A 16908-nucleotide genomic window follows, 5' to 3' on the forward strand; every position below is an offset into this window, starting at 1 on the left:
CGTGGCGGACCACTTTCGCCAGCCATATCCATGCGGCGAACGGGAAGCACCTCCCGGATCGCCGGACGGAGACACCACGCGATGCGCAAGTTCTGGATTCTGCTGGCGGCGGCGACCCTCGCCGTCATCTACTTCGCGGTCACGCCGGGCGGCCCGCTGAGCGTCGCACCGCACGCATCTCTCGTCGACAACTGGTCCGGCACCCGCATCGCCGACCTCGCCCCCGCGATGACGGACGCTGGCGAAACCGGCCACGGCTCGACCATTGACGAGACGGTCGCCCGCGTTCTCGACCTGCTCGGCCTTCCCGCTTCCGTGAACGCCGACAGCTGAAACGGCAGCGCGCACCCGTGATCCGTGCGGTTCGATCGCCATGGCGCGCAACCCTTCGCTCAGAGCTTGCCCATCACGGCCTGATTAAATCCGTAGACGGTGCGAGCACCGCGATAGGGCACCAGCGTGACACGGCGCGTCTGGCCGGGCTCGAAACGCACCGCTGTGCCGGCGGGAATGTCGAGCCGCATGCCCCTGGCGGCCTCCCGGTCGAAGGAGAGCCCGGCATTGGTCTCAGCGAAATGGTAATGGCTACCGACCTGAATGGGTCTGTCGCCGGTATTGGCGACCTCCAGCGCAATCGACTGAAGACCTGCGTTGAGTTCGATCTCGCCGTCTCTCGGCAGCACTTCTCCGGGGATCATGGCATCTTGCCCTTTTCCGTCAATTGTGTTCATCGGGCTCAGCGGATCGGTTCGTGCACCGTCACCAGCTTGGTGCCATCGGGAAAGGTCGCCTCGACCTGTACGTCGTGGATCATCTCCGCCACGCCCTCCATAACCTGATCACGGGTGATCACCTTGGCGCCGTCCTGCATCAGATCCGCCACGCTGCGCCCGTCGCGCGCGCCTTCGGCCACGAAATCGGAAATCAGCGCCACCGCTTCCGGATAATTGAGCTTCACCCCCCGCTCCAGCCGCCTGCGGGCAACCATCGCGGCCATGGCGGTCATCAGCTTGTCCTTCTCCCTGGGAGTCAGGTTCATGTCCGTGTCCTTGATCTCTCGTCAGCAATGCCAGACCCGCGGCAGATCCGTGCCGCGCCAGTCCTGCAGAAAAGTCATGATCGCATCGCGCAGCACGCGTGCATCGGCAGACAGCATGCGCACGACCAGAACGCCGCCCCCGGCATCGGCACCCGTGCCGGCCCAAGCGCTAGCCCCGCAGCAAAGCCGCTCGCTCCGGCACCGTGCCAGCACGGCCCGCGCCTCGTCTATCCGCGCCTGCGCATCGTCACTCGCCTGAAGGATCGTCGCGAAGGCACGCGCGCCGGCCCCGGTCGCAGGCCCCGCGAGGATCGCCCGGGCATCGCCCTCGAGCCGGGTATCGTCGGCAAAGACGAGCCGTCCGTCGCGGCGCACGCGCCAGCGATCGCGCAGGCTCACGCAGTCGACGCTCTCGCCCATCGCCGCCCGTCCCAGAACCACCGCCTCCACCGCGAGCAGGCTTGCCGAGCTTGAGAGATCGGCCTCCAGCTGCCGGTCAAGCCGTGCACCGTTGAAGACGATCGTCTCCTGCGGCAACCAGCAAGCCTGGGCGCCATCTCCAACGATCAGCCTATTCGAAACTTCGCCGGCATCGCCCAGACTGCGATACACCCGCTCGGCAGCCTGGCTCGTCACGACAGCCTGTGTCCCGCCGCCCCAGGCCGCGGAATAATCCAGCCGGTCGCCGCCGGCGATCCCGCCCGCCGTATTGAGCAGCACCGCCTGGCGCTCGCCTCTGGTGCGCGGAAGCCGGATCTTCGCACAGCCGCTCTGGTAGAGATCGGCCAGCCGCGTGCCCCTCTCCCCCGCTGGTCCCGAAGGACACGCAAACGCCACATGCGCCCGCCCCTGTGCGCGCTGCAAGCTACCGGAAACGGCGCTGTCGATGGGAGAAGGGGCGAGCATGGACGGAATGACGTGCCGGTTTGAGTTCGAGATCATTGCAGGAAAGAGCAATCCACGGGCCAAGCCACATGATCGCTCATTTTCGCGGCTTCAGGGTGACAAATGGACAGCGGATTGACCAGAAAGGCGTCAATCGCCCAATTTTTGCGCACGCGCGCCGCCCACCGAATGACGGCATGCGCATCCTTTATCCCTCTCACGGCAACGCCCGCCTGCGGGAAGACTTTGCATAAAGCCCCCCAGATCGGCTATTCATGCCCTTTATCGATACGCGAAGGTCGATCTCAGTTTCGGGAAGCCCGGCACGTGCTGCCTGTGGCGACCGGACTGTTCAGGACACCGGCGAGGTTGATTTGGTCGTTTCAGCGATATCGCGCGCACGTTTCCCGTTTCCGCGCAGCCGGAGCGGGTCTCGCTCTGCCGCCCATCCGGTTGCCGTCCTGCTTGCCGCCGCGCTCGTTCTTGTCACCTTCCATGGCCAGGCGGCACAGGCCAAGGTCGCGGCCTGGATGGTTTTCGAGGCGAATTCCGGCAAGGTGATCGAGCAGCACGACGCGTTCCGCCGCTGGTATCCCGCCTCGCTGACCAAGCTGATGACCGCCTATGTCACCTTCACCGCCATCCGGGAGGGACGCATCACGATGGCGTCCCCGGTGACGATGTCGGCGCATGCCGCCGCCCAGCCGCCCTCCAAGATGGGCCTGAAGCCGGGCACGCAGCTCAGCCTCGACGCCGCGCTCAAGGTGATGCTGGTCAAGTCGGCCAACGACATCGCCGTCGCCATCGCGGAGACCGTCGGCGGTTCGGAAGGCGGTTTTGCCGACGTCATGAACCAGACCGCGCGCCGGCTCGGCATGCGCGACACCCATTTCGTCAATCCGCACGGCCTCCCCGATCCCAATCACTATTCCTCCGTGCGCGACATGGCGGTTCTGGCGCGGGCACTGCTGCGCGACTTCCCGCAATACCGCGAGCTTTACGGCTACGCGGGCGTGCAGTTCGGCAAGCATCTGCTGCGCTCGGCCAACCGCGAGTATCTCCAGCGCGTTCGCGGCGCCGACGGCCTGAAGACCGGCTACATCTGCAATTCCGGCTACAATGTCGCCGTCTCCGCGACGCGGGGCGGGCGCACGGTGGTCGCCATCGTCTTCGGCGCCGCCTCCGGGCTCGAACGCGCCGCCATGAGCCGCCAGCTCATCGAAAAGGGCTTTGAGGGTGGGGGCCTGTTTTCACGGCGCAAGACGCTCGACGAAATGGCGCGGCCGCGCATCGTCAAGGGCCTGCCGCCCGATGGCTATTGCAAGCGCAACAAGAAGCCGGACGTCGCCGAGCTCCTCAAGACCTATGCCGGCGGCAGAACGACGGGGGTCATGGCAGCCCTGACCGGGAATCCCAATCTGCCCGGCGTTGCCAATGCCTATGCCGGCGACAGCGGCCGCGTGCCGCCGCGCGTGCCCGGCGCGATACGTTCGGCGAAGAAGAACACCACCGTCCCGCGCACCGGCGACAAGAAGGTCGACTGGGGCGAGGTGATGGACCGCCTGATCGGCTCGCGCCGCAACTCCGGCGATCTGGTCCGCGTCACACTCGCGGTCGACCCGGACGCCAAGGCGGCGGTCCCTTTGCGTGCGCCGAAGGCCCAGGACCCGTCGGAAACGGTCGCCGAGGCCTTCGGCGTCGTGATGCCGCCGCGCTCGAAACCCGACGAGAACATCGCGGCCGCAGCCGGCGGAGCACCCGCAGCGACCGGCCGCCCGCTCGTCATCATCCCGTTGCCGAGCCGGGCGGCCGACGGCACCCCCACTCCCCGCCGCGCGCCTCGCTGAGCGCTCGGCCCATTACGAGCGCCGGCCGCGCGGCCGTTCACGATCGGATACCGTCATGACTGATGCCCCCCGCCGGAGACCGCCCGAACCGGTCCCGCTTACCGTGCTGACCGGGTTCCTCGGCGCCGGCAAGACCACGCTCTTGAACCGCCTGCTCGCAGATCCCGCGCTGAAGGACACCGCCGTCATCGTCAACGAGTTCGGCGATGTCGGCCTCGATCACCTACTGGTCGCAACCGCCGATGAAGGCGTGATCGAGCTTTCCTCCGGCTGCCTGTGCTGCACCATTCGCGGCGATCTCATCAACACGCTGGAAGACCTGCTGCGACGGCTCGACAACGGCCGCATCGATGCGCTGAAGCGCGTCGTCATCGAGACGACCGGCCTTGCCGATCCCGCTCCCGTCCTGCACGCGGTGATGCTGCACCCCTATCTGGTCATGCGCTACCGGCTCGATGGCGTGATCACCATGATCGACGCCATCAATGGCGCCGCCACGCTCGATGCCCACGAGGAAGCGGTGAAGCAGGTCGCTGTCGCCGACCGGCTGGTGCTGACCAAATCGGATCTGGTCGACAGCGACGAGACCCGCGCTGGGCTCGATGCGCTGCATGCGCGGATCCGTCGGCTCAATCCCGGCGCGCCGATTCTCGATGCCGCCAAGGGCGAGGCGAGCGCCGAGGCCCTGCTCGATTGCGGGCTCTACAACCCCGACACCAAGATCCCCGATGTGCGCCGCTGGCTTGGCGAGGAAGCGCAGGCGGATGACGGACATAGTCACGAGCATGGGCATGATCATCATCATGATCACGGGCATCACCATCACGACGTCAACCGCCACGATGACCACATCCGCGCCTTCACGCTGAAGAGCGACAGGTCGATCCCGACGGCGGGGCTGGAGATGTTCCTGGACCTGATCCGCTCCGCGCACGGGCCGAACCTGCTGCGTTTCAAGGGCATCGTCGCGATTGCGGAGGATCCCGACCATCCTGTCGTGCTGCATGGAGTTCAGCATGTCTTCCACCCGCCCGTGCGGCTGGAAGCCTGGCCCGACGCCGACCACTCCACCCGGCTGGTCTGCATCACCCGCGACATGCCGAAGGGCTTCGTGGAGGGTCTCTTCGCGGCCTTCACGAACACCGCGCAGACCGACACCCCGGATTCCGCGGCCATGCTCGACAATCCGCTTGCGGTGCCGGGCTTCAAGGGAACATTCGGGTAAGGCGGGCTGCCGCCGCACGTTGGCACCTTCTGAGGAAAACTCTCCAGTGTCATCCCGGGTGCGCTGCAACGTGAAACGTTGCCGTGCAGAACCGGGGTCTCAAGCGGTTCGGACCGAGGGGAGATCCCGGATCTGCGAAGCGGCACTCACGCGCCGCACCGCGTCCGGAATGACGGTGGAGACAGACGTGTGGATTTGAAGGGTGCGCCGGGATCTCGGGCCAGCCGGCAATGACAGTGAAAGGCCGTGCGGATAAACCACCCGCTCCGCTATCTCATCCTGCCCTACCGGTTCTTTCCCGGAACCCAGAGCACATCGCCATCGCCCTGTGCATTCACCCAGCGGGCGGCGACGAACAGGAAATCGGAAAGCCGGTTTGCATAGCGAAGCGCGGCACCGTTGATCTTCTCGTGCCCGACAAGCTCGCTCATCAGCCGTTCCGCGCGCCGCGCCACCGTGCGGGCAAGATGGAGGTGAGCGGCGGCCGCAGATCCCGCAGGCAGCACGAAGGAGCGCAGCGGCTCAAGATCGCCGTTAAGCCGGTCGATCTCCGCCTCCAGCCTCTTCACCTGCTCGTCGGTGATGCGCAGCGGTTCGTAGGGCAGCGGTTCCTCGGCCTCTGGCGTGGCGAGATCGGCGCCGAGATCGAACAGGTCGTTCTGGATGCGCGCCATGGTGGCGTCGAGATCCGGCAGGCCGGAAAGATGAAGCCGCACCAGCCCGAGCGTGGCGTTGGTCTCATCCACCGTGCCGTAGGCGGCGACCCTGAGGTCGTGCTTGGCCCGGCGCTCGCCGGAGCCCAGCGCCGTCGTGCCGTCGTCGCCGGTGCGCGTGTAGATCTTGTTCAGAACAACCATCGCCGAATCCTCCGTCCACAATTGGCCGGACGGTAGAACAAGCGGCCCCCGGACGAAAGCACCCGGGGTGAGATGGAGATCTTGAGATACCGCGCGGCGCTTTCATCCGCACCGCCGGGGCTTTTGCCGGGCCCTACTGACCGGTCGCCTCCAGCACGTCCTCGAAGGAGCGCAGCCCCGCGTGCGGAGCGTTGACGAGCACGGCCATGTTGCCGGGCGCATGCTGGTTCTTCCACATCTTGGTGTGTGCCTTGGGAATCTGTTCCCAGGGGAAGACCTCCGACATGCACGGATCGATGCGGCGCTCGATCATCAGCTTGTTGGCGGCCGCCGCCTGCTTCAGATGGGCGAAGTGCGAGCCCTGGATGCGCTTCTGGTGCATCCACACGTAGCGGGCATCGAACGTGATGTTGAAACCCGTCGTGCCGGCGCAGAAAACCACCATGCCGCCGCGCTTAACCACGAAGGTGGAGACGGGGAACGTCTGCTCGCCGGGATGCTCGAAAACGAAATCGACGTTCACGCCCTTGCCGGTGATGTCCCAGATCGCCTTGCCGAACTTGCGCACCTCGTTGAACCAGGTCTTGTACTCTTCGGAGTTGACCTTCGGCAGCTGGCCCCAGCAGGCGAAATCCTTTCGGTTGATGACGCCCTTGGCACCGAGGCTCATCACGAAATCGCGCTTGTCCTCTTCCGATATGATGCCGATCGCGTTGGCGCCGGCCGCCGCGCACAGCTGCACGGCGAACACCCCGAGCCCGCCGGAGGCGCCCCACACCAGCACGTTGTCGCCCGGACGAATGATGTGCGGACGGTGACCCCACAGCATGCGGTAGGCAGTGGCGAGCGTCAGCGTATAGCAGGCGCTCTCTTCCCAGGTCAGATGCTGCGGGCGGTGCATGAGCTGGCGCGCCTGAACCCGGGCAAACTGGGCAAACGAGCCGTCAGGCGTCTCATACCCCCAGATGCGCTGGGAATTGGAGAACATCGGGTCGCCGCCGTTGCACTCCTCGTCGTCGCCATCGTCCTGATTGCAGTGGATGACGACCTCGTCGCCGACCTTCCAGCGCCGCACCTTGGAACCGACCGCCCAAACGATGCCCGAGGCATCCGATCCGGCGATATGGTAGGGCTGCTTGTGGACATCGAAGACCGAGATCGGCTCGCCAAGACCGGCCCAGATCCCGTTGTAATTCACGCCCGCGGCCATCACCAGCACCAGCGCCTCGTCGTCGCCGATCTCCCAGGTCGGAACGACCTCCTTCTGCATTGCCTCTTCCGGCGGACCGTGCCTTTCGCGACGGATCACCCAGGCATGCATCTTTTCCGGCACATGGCCGAGCGGCGGAATCTCTCCCATTTCGTAGAGATCCTTGATTTCGCCGGCCGGCTTAGGCGGCTGCGCCTCGGCGTGAGCTGTGACAGCCATGTCTCTCTTCCCATGTTTTTGCATCGCGCCGGTCGAAACTCGCGGTTCTTTACCTGCGAGCATTCCGCACGACCGGATCCTCCCCTGCGGACAGCCGCAATATTGCGTTGCAATATCGGGCCAAAGCAAGAGGTTTGAATGATCCTTTAGTCGCAAGCATCGAAAAGCAATGGCGCATCTGGCGGCATTATGTTGCGCAAGGCGGAGAGAACGTCGCCGGAAAACGGGACGCGGCAGGCGGTGCGGAAAATTGCTGCACCGCATAAAAAAGGGCTACGTGGCGATCGCCGCGCGGCCCTTTCTGTTTTCCGATGACCCGTTTCCGGAACGGGAGCAATTCGTCGGTCAGGCCGCCCGTACACGGCTCAGGAACGCATCGACCTGTTCGCGCAGCGTTCCCGCATCCTCGTTCAGCGTATCGGCGGAGGATTTCACGTCGCCACCCATCGCGCCCGTCCTGGCCGCGCCGTCGCGCACCATGCCGATCGCCTGGCTGACCTGGGTCGTCCCGCGCGCAGCCTCGGAAATGTTGCGGGCGATTTCCTGCACCGACAGCCCCTGCTCCTCGGCGGCCGCGGCGATGGAAGACGCGGTCTCGCGCATCGTCTCCAGCCGACCGCTGATCGTATCGACCGCGGAGATCGAGGAGGATGCTGCATTCTGCATCTGCGCGATCTGGCTTTCGATCTGCTCGGTCGCCTTGGCGGTCTGGCTGGCGAGCTGCTTCACTTCGCTGGCGACCACGGCAAACCCCTTGCCCGCCTCGCCGGCCCGCGCCGCCTCGATGGTGGCGTTCAGTGCCAGGAGGTTGGTCTGCTCCGCGATTTCCTGAATGAGGCTTATCACCTCGCCGATGCGAGCCACCACGTCGCGAAGTTCGCCGACGGACGTGCTGGTGCGGGCCACCTCGGCGGCCGTCTCCACGACGAGCTTTGCGTTGTTCTCCAGCTGGTTGTTGATCTCGCGCACGGATTCGGCGAGTTGCTCGGCCGCATCCGCCACGGAATTCACGTTCGCCGACGCCTGCTCGGAGGCACTTGACGCGTCGATCACCTGGCCCGACGTCGCATCGGCGAGCGATGAGAGCTGGTCGGCGTTGCCCGACAACGCATTGGCGGAAATGCCCAAGCGCTCGACCAGCGCCTTGACCGTATCCTCGAACTCCTTGGCGAGCGCCTGCAGCTCCGCCTTGCGTTCCTGCCGCGCGGTTTCCTCGCGTTCGCGCACGGCCTCCTCCAGCCGGCGGTTTTCGGCGAGGTTGTCCCGGAAGATCGTGAGCGCCCGGGCGAGGTCGCCGACCTCGTCGCCGCGTTCGGCATAGTCGATATGTGTATCCAGCGCGCCCTCGGCGATTTCAGCCGTCTCGCGCGCAATCACCCGCATCGGCCGCGAGATGCCACGGTAGGAGAACAATGCAGCGAAAACCGCGATAAGCAGCATGACCACGCCGGAAGCGGTGGCGACCATTTCGACATTGCTGAGCTGGCTGCGCTGCATCTTTTCCGCCGCATCGATACGCGCCAGCAACTGGGTGCGATACGAATTAAGCGCCGCGTGGATCTCCTCGGTCAGGGCCTGTACGTCGCCCGTGACTTCCAGCGCGCGCGCAAGTTCGACCGTATCGGGCCGCTCCATCAGGGAGATCTGCCGGTCGGCAAACGTCTTCTCCCACTCGACCGCCTTTGCGTTTGCGAGCTTGAGCGTGTCCACCTCGCCAATCAGCGAGCCTTTCAACTTGTCATAGACCGCCTCGCGCGCATCGACTTCCTTGTGATAGGCATCGATGTTGGAAATCTCGCCGGTCAGCAGGTACGTGCGGATGGCCGCCTGGGCGGAAGAAATCGCCATTTCGTAGACGTTCGCATCGTCGAGCGTCTTCATGAGTTCCGTCTTCTCCTGAACGGAATTTCGCGTTTCCGTCAGTTGGGAGACGGTTACGACAGCACCGGCAAGACCGATGACGAGAATGCAGGCGAAGATCGCGGTCAGCTTTGCTGTGACAGTGAGCTTGCTCAAGGTTCTCATTGTTTTTCCTCGGGCCTCTTGGATGGGATTGGCGATCATACGCTCTTGCGGCGCTGCAGTTCGCTCAGATTGATCTCGAAGGTCGCCGCGCCGATCGGCGTGCCGTCCTTGACATCGGGGATCGTCATGTTGACCTGCACCCGCCACGTCTTCGTGCCGTCGTGCCATTCCGGCTCGTCGATGAAGACCGCATTCGCTCCAACGGGGAACGTCTTCTGGAACTTGGCCTCGTCGCCCTGCCAGTAGTCGGAGGTAATGGAGCTCTGGCCGACATTGAGCCCCTTGGCGTCCATCACGAAAATTTCCGAATAGAGACCGAGTGAGCCCGCCTGCATGCGCAAGAGCTGCGCGGAGGCCGGATTCGACAGGGTGCGGGCGATGAGCGGCTGCTTTCCGTCCGACTTGGTTTCCGCCCGCCACTCCTTGTCGAGCTCGTCAATACGCGCCTGATCGATCCCGCCCAGTCGACGGTTCTGCGCCTTCACGGAGATCTGGATGACCTCGTCGCGAACGATCTCATGCAGGCCGGCAACGACATCCTCGGTTACCAGCGCGCCAACATCGGGCGCAGGAACGCTGGGAACAGGTTCCGCTGCGTTCGCACCGAAATGCAAAAAAACGCCGACCAGCATTCCGCTGACAAGACACCTCGACATTAGCCGCACACCTCCCGATATACATGATGCGACCAACGCTCCCCCAATTGTCTTTATTCAAACTTAATTTGCTGGCATGGTAAGTATTCTGCACTATGCAAAATCGCTAAGTTTCCCACCGCCGTCGAAGACCTGCCACTGTGCGACACCATGAACCTGACGCAATAGTCGGCGCGCGGGGTTCTGCGCGACACGCCCTCTTGCGTCAACGGCCCTGCCTCAAGGTCTGGCCCGAAGATGGAAGTTGGTTCTTCGGGTCCGTTTCCGATGCCTTTGGTCCGGTGGGACAATTCTGCTGCCTTGGTCGAGATGACAGCCCGGATCAAAAGCCGTAAAACAATTTTGCGGCAGTGCATCATTCGGGAGGAACAGCACCATGTCGGACACGCGTGAGACAGGGCGGGACAAGCCTTGGATCTTCCGCACCTATGCGGGGCATTCGACGGCGGCGGCCTCGAATGCGCTTTATCGTTCAAATCTCGCCAAGGGGCAGACGGGGCTCTCCGTCGCCTTCGACCTGCCGACCCAGACCGGCTACGATCCCGACCACGCCCTTGCGCGCGGCGAGGTCGGCAAGGTTGGCGTGCCGGTGGCGCATCTGGGCGACATGCGGAGGCTGTTCGCCGATATTCCGCTTGAGAAGATGAACACCTCGATGACGATCAACGCCACGGCACCGTGGCTGCTGGCGCTCTACGTGGCGGCCGCCGACGAGCAGGGGGCGGACCGCAAGCTTCTTTCCGGCACGACGCAGAACGATCTCATCAAGGAATATCTCTCGCGCGGCACCTATGTGTTCCCGCCAGCGCCCTCCATGCGGCTCACCACCGACATGATCGCCTGGACATACGGCGAGATGCCGAAGTTCAACCCGATGAACGTCTGCTCCTACCACCTGCAGGAGGCCGGCGCGACACCGGTTCAGGAACTCGCTTTCGCACTCGCGACGGCGCAGGCCGTGCTCGACAATGTGAAAGCCTCGGGGGCCATTCCGGCGGAGGATTTCCCGAAAGCCGTCGGCCGCATCTCGTTCTTCGTCAATGCAGGCCTGCGGTTCATCACCGAGATGTGCAAGATGCGCGCGTTCACGGAGCTGTGGGACGAGATCTGCCGCGAGCGCTACGGCGTGGAGGACGAGCGCTACCGCCGCTTCCGCTATGGCGTGCAGGTGAATTCGCTGGGCCTGACCGAGCAGCAGCCGGAAAACAACGTCTACCGCATCCTCATCGAGATGCTGGCCGTGGTGCTGTCGAAAAACGCCCGCGCCCGCGCCGTGCAATTGCCTGCCTGGAACGAGGCGCTCGGCCTGCCCCGCCCCTTCGACCAGCAATGGTCGCTCCGCATGCAGCAGATCGTCGCCTACGAGACCGACCTTCTGGACTACGGCGACATCTTTGACGGTTCCGCCGAAATCACCGCGAAGGTGGAGGCGCTGAAGGCGGAAGCGCGCGAGGAGCTTGCCCGCATCGACGCCATGGGCGGCGCGGTTGCGGCGGTCGAATCCTCCTACATGAAGCAGAAGCTCGTTGAATCGAATTCCCGCCGGCTGGAGGCGATCGAGCGTGGCGAACAGGTCGTGGTCGGCGTCAACCGCTGGACGGAGAGCGAACCCTCGCCGCTGGCGGGCGGGGCCGACGGCGGCATTCTCACCGTACCCGAACACGTCGAGGCGGAAGCGGTGGAAGCCGTGAAGGCCTGGCGCGAAGCGCGCGACGAGGCCGCCGTTGCCGCAGCGCTTGCCGAGCTGAAGTCGGCAGCCGCGGAAGACCGCAATATCATGGAGCCCTCCATCGCGGCGGCAAAAGCGGGTGCCACGACGGGCGAATGGGGCGCCGCACTTCGCGAGGTCTTCGGCGAGTACCGCGCCCCCACCGGCGTCGGCCGCGCGGCCCGCGAGGATGGCGGCGACACGGACGCCGTGCGCGCCTCGGTCGATGCCATCTCCCGCCGTCTCGGGCGGCGGCTGAAGTTCCTGGTCGGCAAGCCCGGACTCGACGGTCATTCCAACGGCGCCGAACAGATCGCGGTCCGCGCCCGCGACTGCGGCATGGAAGTCGTCTACGAAGGCATCCGCCTGACGCCCGCCCAGATCGTCAACGCGGCGTTGGAAGAGGGCGTGCACGTGGTGGGGCTGTCGATCCTCTCGGGATCGCATCTGGCGCTGGTGCGCGACGTGATGGACCGCATGCGGGCATCAGGTCTCGACGACGTGCCCGTCGTCGTCGGCGGCATCATCCCCGACGAGGACGCCAAGGCGCTGAGAGCGGCGGGCGTAGCGGCTGTCTACACGCCGAAGGATTTCCAGCTCACGGAAATCATGGCGGATGTCGTCAGGATCGTGGAGGCGCAGGCGGAGAAGGCGGCTTAGCGCCGCCTTTCGCCGCTCTCGCCGTCATTGCCCGGCTTCGTCCGGGCAATCCACGACCCCTCACACCCGCCCGTCGAGATGCCGCGCCTTCCTCAGGTCCGGGAACATCTTCGCCCACAGGGCCGCCACCGCCATCGTGCCCATGCCGCCGACGACGACGGCCGACACCGTGCCGATGGCCGCGGCCATGACGCCGGCGCGGAATTCGCCCAGTTCGTTCGAGGCGCCGACGAACACCATGTTGACCGCGTTGACCCGGCCGCGCAACGCATCGGGTGTCCACAGCTGGATCAGCGTCTCCCGCACATAGACCGACACCATGTCGAAAGCGCCCATCAGCAGCAGCGCGGCGATCGACAGCCAGGGCATGGTGGAGACGCCGAACAGAACCGTGAAGGCTCCGAACAATCCCACGAAGACGAACATCAGAAGGCCCGCGTGATCGCGCAAGGGGTGGGAGGCAAGCCACATCGCGACCATGATGGCGCCGATGCCGGGGGCCGCGCGCAACAGGCCGAGGCCCCAGGGACCCAGCTCCAGGATATCGCGCGCATAGACCGGCAGCAGCGCCACGGCGCCGCCGAGCAGCACGGCGAAAAGATCGAGCGAGATCGCGCCCAGCACCACTTTTTCCCGCCAGATATAGCGAAAACCGTCGACGACGGAGGCGAACGTCACCTGCCCCGCCGCCGTGTGCTGTTCGGGACGCGGGATGGAGAGCGCCGAAACCGCGGCGGCCGCCAGCATGACGAGCGCAACGGCGTAGCTCGCGTAGGGCGAAACGCCGTAGAGCAGGCCGCCGGCCACGGGGCCGACGATGCTTGCCACCTGCCAGGCGGAGGAGTTCCACGCGATCGCGTTGGCGAGATGTTCCGGCGGCACAAGATTGGTCACGAGTGCGGAAGACGCAGGATTGAAGAAGGCGCGCGCCGTGCCGAAACCGATGAGCAGCACGAAGATCGGCCACACGGTTCCGGAAGCCGCTCCTGCACCGGAGAGCGTGAAGGCAAGCAGCAGCGCCGCCATCGCCCCTTCCGCGATCAGCGCCGTTCCCATCACCGTGCGCCGGCCGAAGCGGTCGGCGACCGTTCCCGTCACCAGCACCAGCAGGAAGGCGGGCAGAAACTGCGCCAGCCCCACGAAGCCCAGATCCAGCGGATCGCGCGTGATGTCGTAGACCTGCCAGCCCACCGAGACGGAGACGATCTGCACCGCGAAGGTGGAACCGAAGCGTGCGCCCCAGTAGCGGCGGAAGGCCGGATGGGAAAAGGCCAGAAAGCGGGATTGATCAGGCGCGTGGGATGCGGACATGGTGTGGCCTTGGCGAGGGGCATTGGGCGGGACGCGATCGGTGCTGCCCTTGCGGTTTCTGCCGACAGCCACATACTTCCCTTACAGCAAGTCGTCCCCGGCGCACAATGGATCGAAACAAAATGCAATGCGCGTCTGGCGCGCCCCATCTCGGGGAAGACATAGTGTCGTTCGCCACGCAACCTGCTGGATTGTATGCCGGCGAAAGGATAGGGTCCGGACCGCGTGAACCCGTAATTTCAACGCCCTGCCCTCGAGCCTTCCGATAGCCATGACAGACCGACTGACGATCGCCACCTGGAACATCAACTCCGTGCGGCTGCGGCTGCCGATCGTCGAGCATTTCCTGAAGACCTATCAGCCCGACGTGCTGTGCCTGCAGGAAACCAAGTGCCCGGACGCGAACTTTCCCTTCGCGGCGCTGCGCAAGGCCGGCTACCAGAACATCGAGATTTCGGGCCAGAAGGGCTATCACGGCGTCGCCACGCTTTCCAAGCGCCCGCTCACCGGCACCGAGCGGCGGCGCTTCTGCGACAAGGACGATTGCCGTCACATCGGCACCGACGTGCCGTTCTCCGGCCGTCATCTGCGCATCCACAACTTCTACGTTCCCGCCGGCGGCGACGAGCCGGATCCGCACATCAACGAGAAATTCCAGCACAAACTCGACTTTCTCACCGAGATGGAAGACTGGCTGGGCGCGACGACCTTTCCTTGCGTCGTCGTCGGCGATCTCAATATCGCCCCCTACGAGAACGACGTGTGGTCGTCTAAGCAGCTTTCGCGCGTCGTCAGTCACACGCCGCTGGAGCGCGAACGGCTGGAGGACGTGCGCCAGGCCGGCCCCTTCGTCGATGCCATGCGCCGCTTCGTGCCGATGGAGGAAAAGCTCTACACGTGGTGGAGCTACCGCGCCAAGGACTGGCAGGCGGCGAACAAGGGCCGGCGCCTCGACCACATCTGGGTGACGCCGCCGCTGGCGCCGAAGGTCACAGACGTCAAGGTCATCGCCGAAGCCCGCGGCTGGGAGCGCCCCTCCGACCACGCTCCGGTGATCGCAACGCTGGAGGCCTGAGGACGCTGGAGGCCTGAGAGCGGGCCCGAACGTGCCCCTTATTTCTGTGCCGCCGCCATTTGCGCGGTCACCGCCGCACCTCCCATGCCCGGTCCGGAGCCGTGTTGACCTGGCTCCGCCGGCAACTCCGCCCGGACCCGCGGCAGGCACTGCGGATAGGTCTGCTGCAGCCAGCCGATCATCTTCTCCCGGATCTCACAGCGCAGGTCCCAGGCGCGCGGCGAGGTCGAGGCTGTCATCAGCGCGCGCAGCAAGAGGCCGCGTTCGTCGGACTCGACAACCTGCAGGTTGACCACGTTGCGATCCCATAGCTTCGAGTCGTCAAGAAATTCCTCAAGCTTCTCGCGCACTTCCTGAACCGGGACCGTGTAATCCACCCGCCAGTGGACCGAGCCGATGATCGAGGCGCTCTCCCGCGTCCAGTTCTGGAACGGCTTTTCGACAAAATACGAAAGCGGGACCACGAGACGGCGCCAGTCCCAGATGCGGATGACGACATAGGTCGCCGCGATCTCCTCGATCCAGCCCCACTCGCCCTCCACCACCACCGCATCCTCAATGCGGATCGGCTGGGTCAGCGCGATCTGGATGCCGGCGATGATGTTGGAGAGAACGGGACGGGCGGCGAAGCCGACGATCAGCCCGGCGACCCCGGCCGACGCGAACAGCGAAAGTCCGTACTGGCGCACCGGCTCGAAGGTCATCAGCGCGAGCCCAACCGTCACGATCACGATCAGCACATTGATGACGCGGCGCATCACGCGGATCTGCGTGATGTAGCGCCGGGCCTGCAGATTGTCTTCCACATCGAGCCGGAAATGGCGGGCGTAGCGGTCGGCGACGACGCCGAGCACGATGATCGCGGCCCAGCCGACCAGCAGGATCATCAGCACCACCATGGCGTGGTAGATGTCGCCGATGAACCGGTAGGGCACATTGAGCAGCGGCACGGTGAGCGCCAGCGCCAGAATGAAAAAGGCGAGCCGGGTGATCGGCCGGCTGCGCCGCGCAATCGTCGCGAGATTCGTGTAGCGCTTGCCGAACGTCCGGTTGAAGAGCCCGATCAGAAACCGGTGAGCCAGATAGCCCGCAAGGATGGCCCCCAGGATGAGGGCACCTGCGAGAATCGGATCGGGAAGCTGGTCGATATCGGCCGGGTTCAGATGGTCGAGTTCTGCAAGCACGGCGACAGGCGCACCTCTGGCGTAGAGTAGGATGATACCGACCAACGCGAGGGATGCCACTTGGTTCCCGAAGGGAACCGGCCGATCAGAACCGCTGCGTGCGCTCCCGGATCAGCCCTTCCTGCGTGGCGGAGGCGACGAGGCGGCCGTCGCGGGAAAAGAACTTGCCCCGGCTGAACCCGCGCGCGCCCGAGGCGGAAGGGCTGTCGGAAGCATAGAGCAGCCATTCGTCCGCCCGGAAGGGACGGTGGAACCACAGCGCATGGTCGAGGCTCGCCGGCTGTATGCGGTCGGAAAAGACCGAAAGCCCGTGCGAGAAGAGCGAGGTGTCGAGCAGCGTCATGTCGGAAGCATAGGCCAGCACGCAGCGATGGATGCTCTTGTCGTTGGGCAGCGCATCGTTGGCCCGCACCCAGACGTATTGTTCCGGCGGCAGCTTCTCGTCGGTGAAATAGTGGCGCAGGTCCACCGGGCGGAGCTCGACGGGGCGCTCGCGCGAGAAATAGAGACGAACCGCCTCAGGCGCCCGCTTCATGATCTCGTCCTTCAGATCCTCCTCGCCGGGCAGGTCCTCCGGCTGGGGAACGTCCGGCATCTCGGACTGATGGTCGAGACCTTCCTCCGCCACATGGAACGATGCGGCCATGGAAAAGATCGCCTCGCCGTGCTGGATCGCAACGACGCGGCGGGTGGTGAAGGAGCGACCATCGCGGATGCGTTCCACATCATAGATGATCGGCACCGACGGGTCGCCGGGGCGCAGGAAATAGCCGTGCATCGAATGCGCCGTGCGCTCTTCGCCCACCGTGCGCGAGGCGGCCACCAGAGCCTGGCCGATCACCCGCCCGCCGAAGACGCGCTGCCAGCCGGTCTTCGGATTGGCGCCGCGAAAGAGATTGCGTTCCAGCGTTTCCAGATCGAGGATTTCGAGAAGGGTCTCGACAGCCGTGCTCATATGCGTTTGCTTCCTGTGGCCTGCCTGCGGCGGAACGCACGTTGCGGACCGG

General features: G+C 65.1%; 14 protein-coding genes and 1 pseudogene. 5 read left to right on the top strand and 10 right to left on the bottom strand.

Annotated features, from left to right (window positions below):
* The first annotated feature begins 81 nt into the window (after positions 1 to 81).
* Positions 82 to 333 (top strand): hypothetical protein, encoded by a 252-nt coding sequence (locus V2L18_RS15460; protein ID WP_336179178.1) that lies wholly within the window; start codon positions 82 to 84, stop codon positions 331 to 333.
* A gap of 59 nt (positions 334 to 392) precedes the next feature.
* On the opposite strand, the gene V2L18_RS15465 is transcribed toward V2L18_RS15460, so the two are convergent.
* Genes V2L18_RS15465 through V2L18_RS15475 form a run of 3 tightly spaced genes read right to left on the bottom strand, consistent with a single transcriptional unit; the run spans position 393 to position 1981 of the window.
* Positions 393 to 698 (bottom strand): urease subunit beta, encoded by a 306-nt coding sequence (locus V2L18_RS15465; protein ID WP_336179179.1) that lies wholly within the window; start codon positions 696 to 698, stop codon positions 393 to 395.
* Between the two features lie 38 nt (positions 699 to 736).
* On the bottom strand, positions 737 to 1039 hold the full coding sequence (locus V2L18_RS15470) for an urease subunit gamma (RefSeq protein ID WP_336179180.1): 303 nt from the start codon (positions 1037 to 1039) through the stop codon (positions 737 to 739).
* Positions 1040 to 1060: 21 nt separating this feature from the next.
* On the bottom strand, positions 1061 to 1981 hold the full coding sequence (locus tag V2L18_RS15475) for an urease accessory protein UreD (protein WP_336179181.1): 921 nt from the start codon (positions 1979 to 1981) through the stop codon (positions 1061 to 1063).
* Between the two features lie 317 nt (positions 1982 to 2298).
* Between V2L18_RS15475 and V2L18_RS15480 the strand changes: the two genes are divergently transcribed.
* Positions 2299 to 3771, top strand: a complete 1473-nt coding sequence (locus tag V2L18_RS15480) for a D-alanyl-D-alanine carboxypeptidase family protein (protein ID WP_336179182.1) — start codon at positions 2299 to 2301, stop codon at positions 3769 to 3771.
* Between the two features lie 55 nt (positions 3772 to 3826).
* Entirely contained in the window at positions 3827 to 4996 is a 1170-nt protein-coding gene (locus tag V2L18_RS15485) for a GTP-binding protein (RefSeq protein WP_336179183.1), read from the top strand.
* A gap of 284 nt (positions 4997 to 5280) precedes the next feature.
* On the opposite strand, the gene V2L18_RS15490 is transcribed toward V2L18_RS15485, so the two are convergent.
* The 4 genes from V2L18_RS15490 to V2L18_RS15505 form a co-directional block, all read right to left on the bottom strand.
* Positions 5281 to 5853, bottom strand: a complete 573-nt coding sequence (locus tag V2L18_RS15490; protein WP_336179184.1) for a cob(I)yrinic acid a,c-diamide adenosyltransferase — start codon at positions 5851 to 5853, stop codon at positions 5281 to 5283.
* Between the two features lie 133 nt (positions 5854 to 5986).
* Positions 5987 to 7282: a crotonyl-CoA carboxylase/reductase gene (ccrA, locus tag V2L18_RS15495; RefSeq protein WP_336179185.1), complete on the bottom strand. Its 1296-nt coding sequence runs from the start codon at positions 7280 to 7282 to the stop codon at positions 5987 to 5989.
* 345 nt (positions 7283 to 7627) lie between these two features.
* Positions 7628 to 9307: a methyl-accepting chemotaxis protein gene (locus tag V2L18_RS15500; protein WP_336179186.1), complete on the bottom strand. Its 1680-nt coding sequence runs from the start codon at positions 9305 to 9307 to the stop codon at positions 7628 to 7630.
* Positions 9308 to 9342: 35 nt separating this feature from the next.
* The gene (locus V2L18_RS15505) at positions 9343 to 9963 is read right to left on the bottom strand and encodes a hypothetical protein (protein WP_336179187.1); all 621 of its coding nucleotides are present in this window, start codon (positions 9961 to 9963) and stop codon (positions 9343 to 9345) included.
* A gap of 352 nt (positions 9964 to 10315) precedes the next feature.
* Between V2L18_RS15505 and V2L18_RS15510 the strand changes: the two are divergent.
* A pseudogene (locus V2L18_RS15510) lies at positions 10316 to 12331 on the top strand (protein meaA); the annotation flags it as partial.
* A 60-nt stretch (positions 12332 to 12391) separates the two neighbouring features.
* Here V2L18_RS15510 and V2L18_RS15515 read toward each other — a convergent pair.
* On the bottom strand, positions 12392 to 13642 hold the full coding sequence (locus V2L18_RS15515) for an MFS transporter (protein ID WP_336179188.1): 1251 nt from the start codon (positions 13640 to 13642) through the stop codon (positions 12392 to 12394).
* Between the two features lie 271 nt (positions 13643 to 13913).
* On the opposite strand from V2L18_RS15515, the gene V2L18_RS15520 reads away from it, so the two are divergent.
* Positions 13914 to 14717, top strand: coding sequence for an exodeoxyribonuclease III (locus tag V2L18_RS15520; RefSeq protein ID WP_336179189.1), 804 nt, complete (start codon positions 13914 to 13916; stop codon positions 14715 to 14717).
* A gap of 38 nt (positions 14718 to 14755) precedes the next feature.
* On the opposite strand, the gene V2L18_RS15525 is transcribed toward V2L18_RS15520, so the two are convergent.
* Together V2L18_RS15525 and tesB are read right to left on the bottom strand one after the other, a co-directional pair.
* Positions 14756 to 15946, bottom strand: coding sequence for a mechanosensitive ion channel family protein (locus tag V2L18_RS15525; RefSeq protein WP_336179191.1), 1191 nt, complete (start codon positions 15944 to 15946; stop codon positions 14756 to 14758).
* A gap of 40 nt (positions 15947 to 15986) precedes the next feature.
* Positions 15987 to 16856: an acyl-CoA thioesterase II gene (tesB, locus tag V2L18_RS15530; protein WP_336179192.1), complete on the bottom strand. Its 870-nt coding sequence runs from the start codon at positions 16854 to 16856 to the stop codon at positions 15987 to 15989.
* Positions 16857 to 16908: the final 52 nt, after the last annotated feature.

The sequence above is a fragment of the Breoghania sp. JC706 genome (assembly GCF_037026715.1).
GTDB lineage: Bacteria > Pseudomonadota > Alphaproteobacteria > Rhizobiales > Stappiaceae > Breoghania.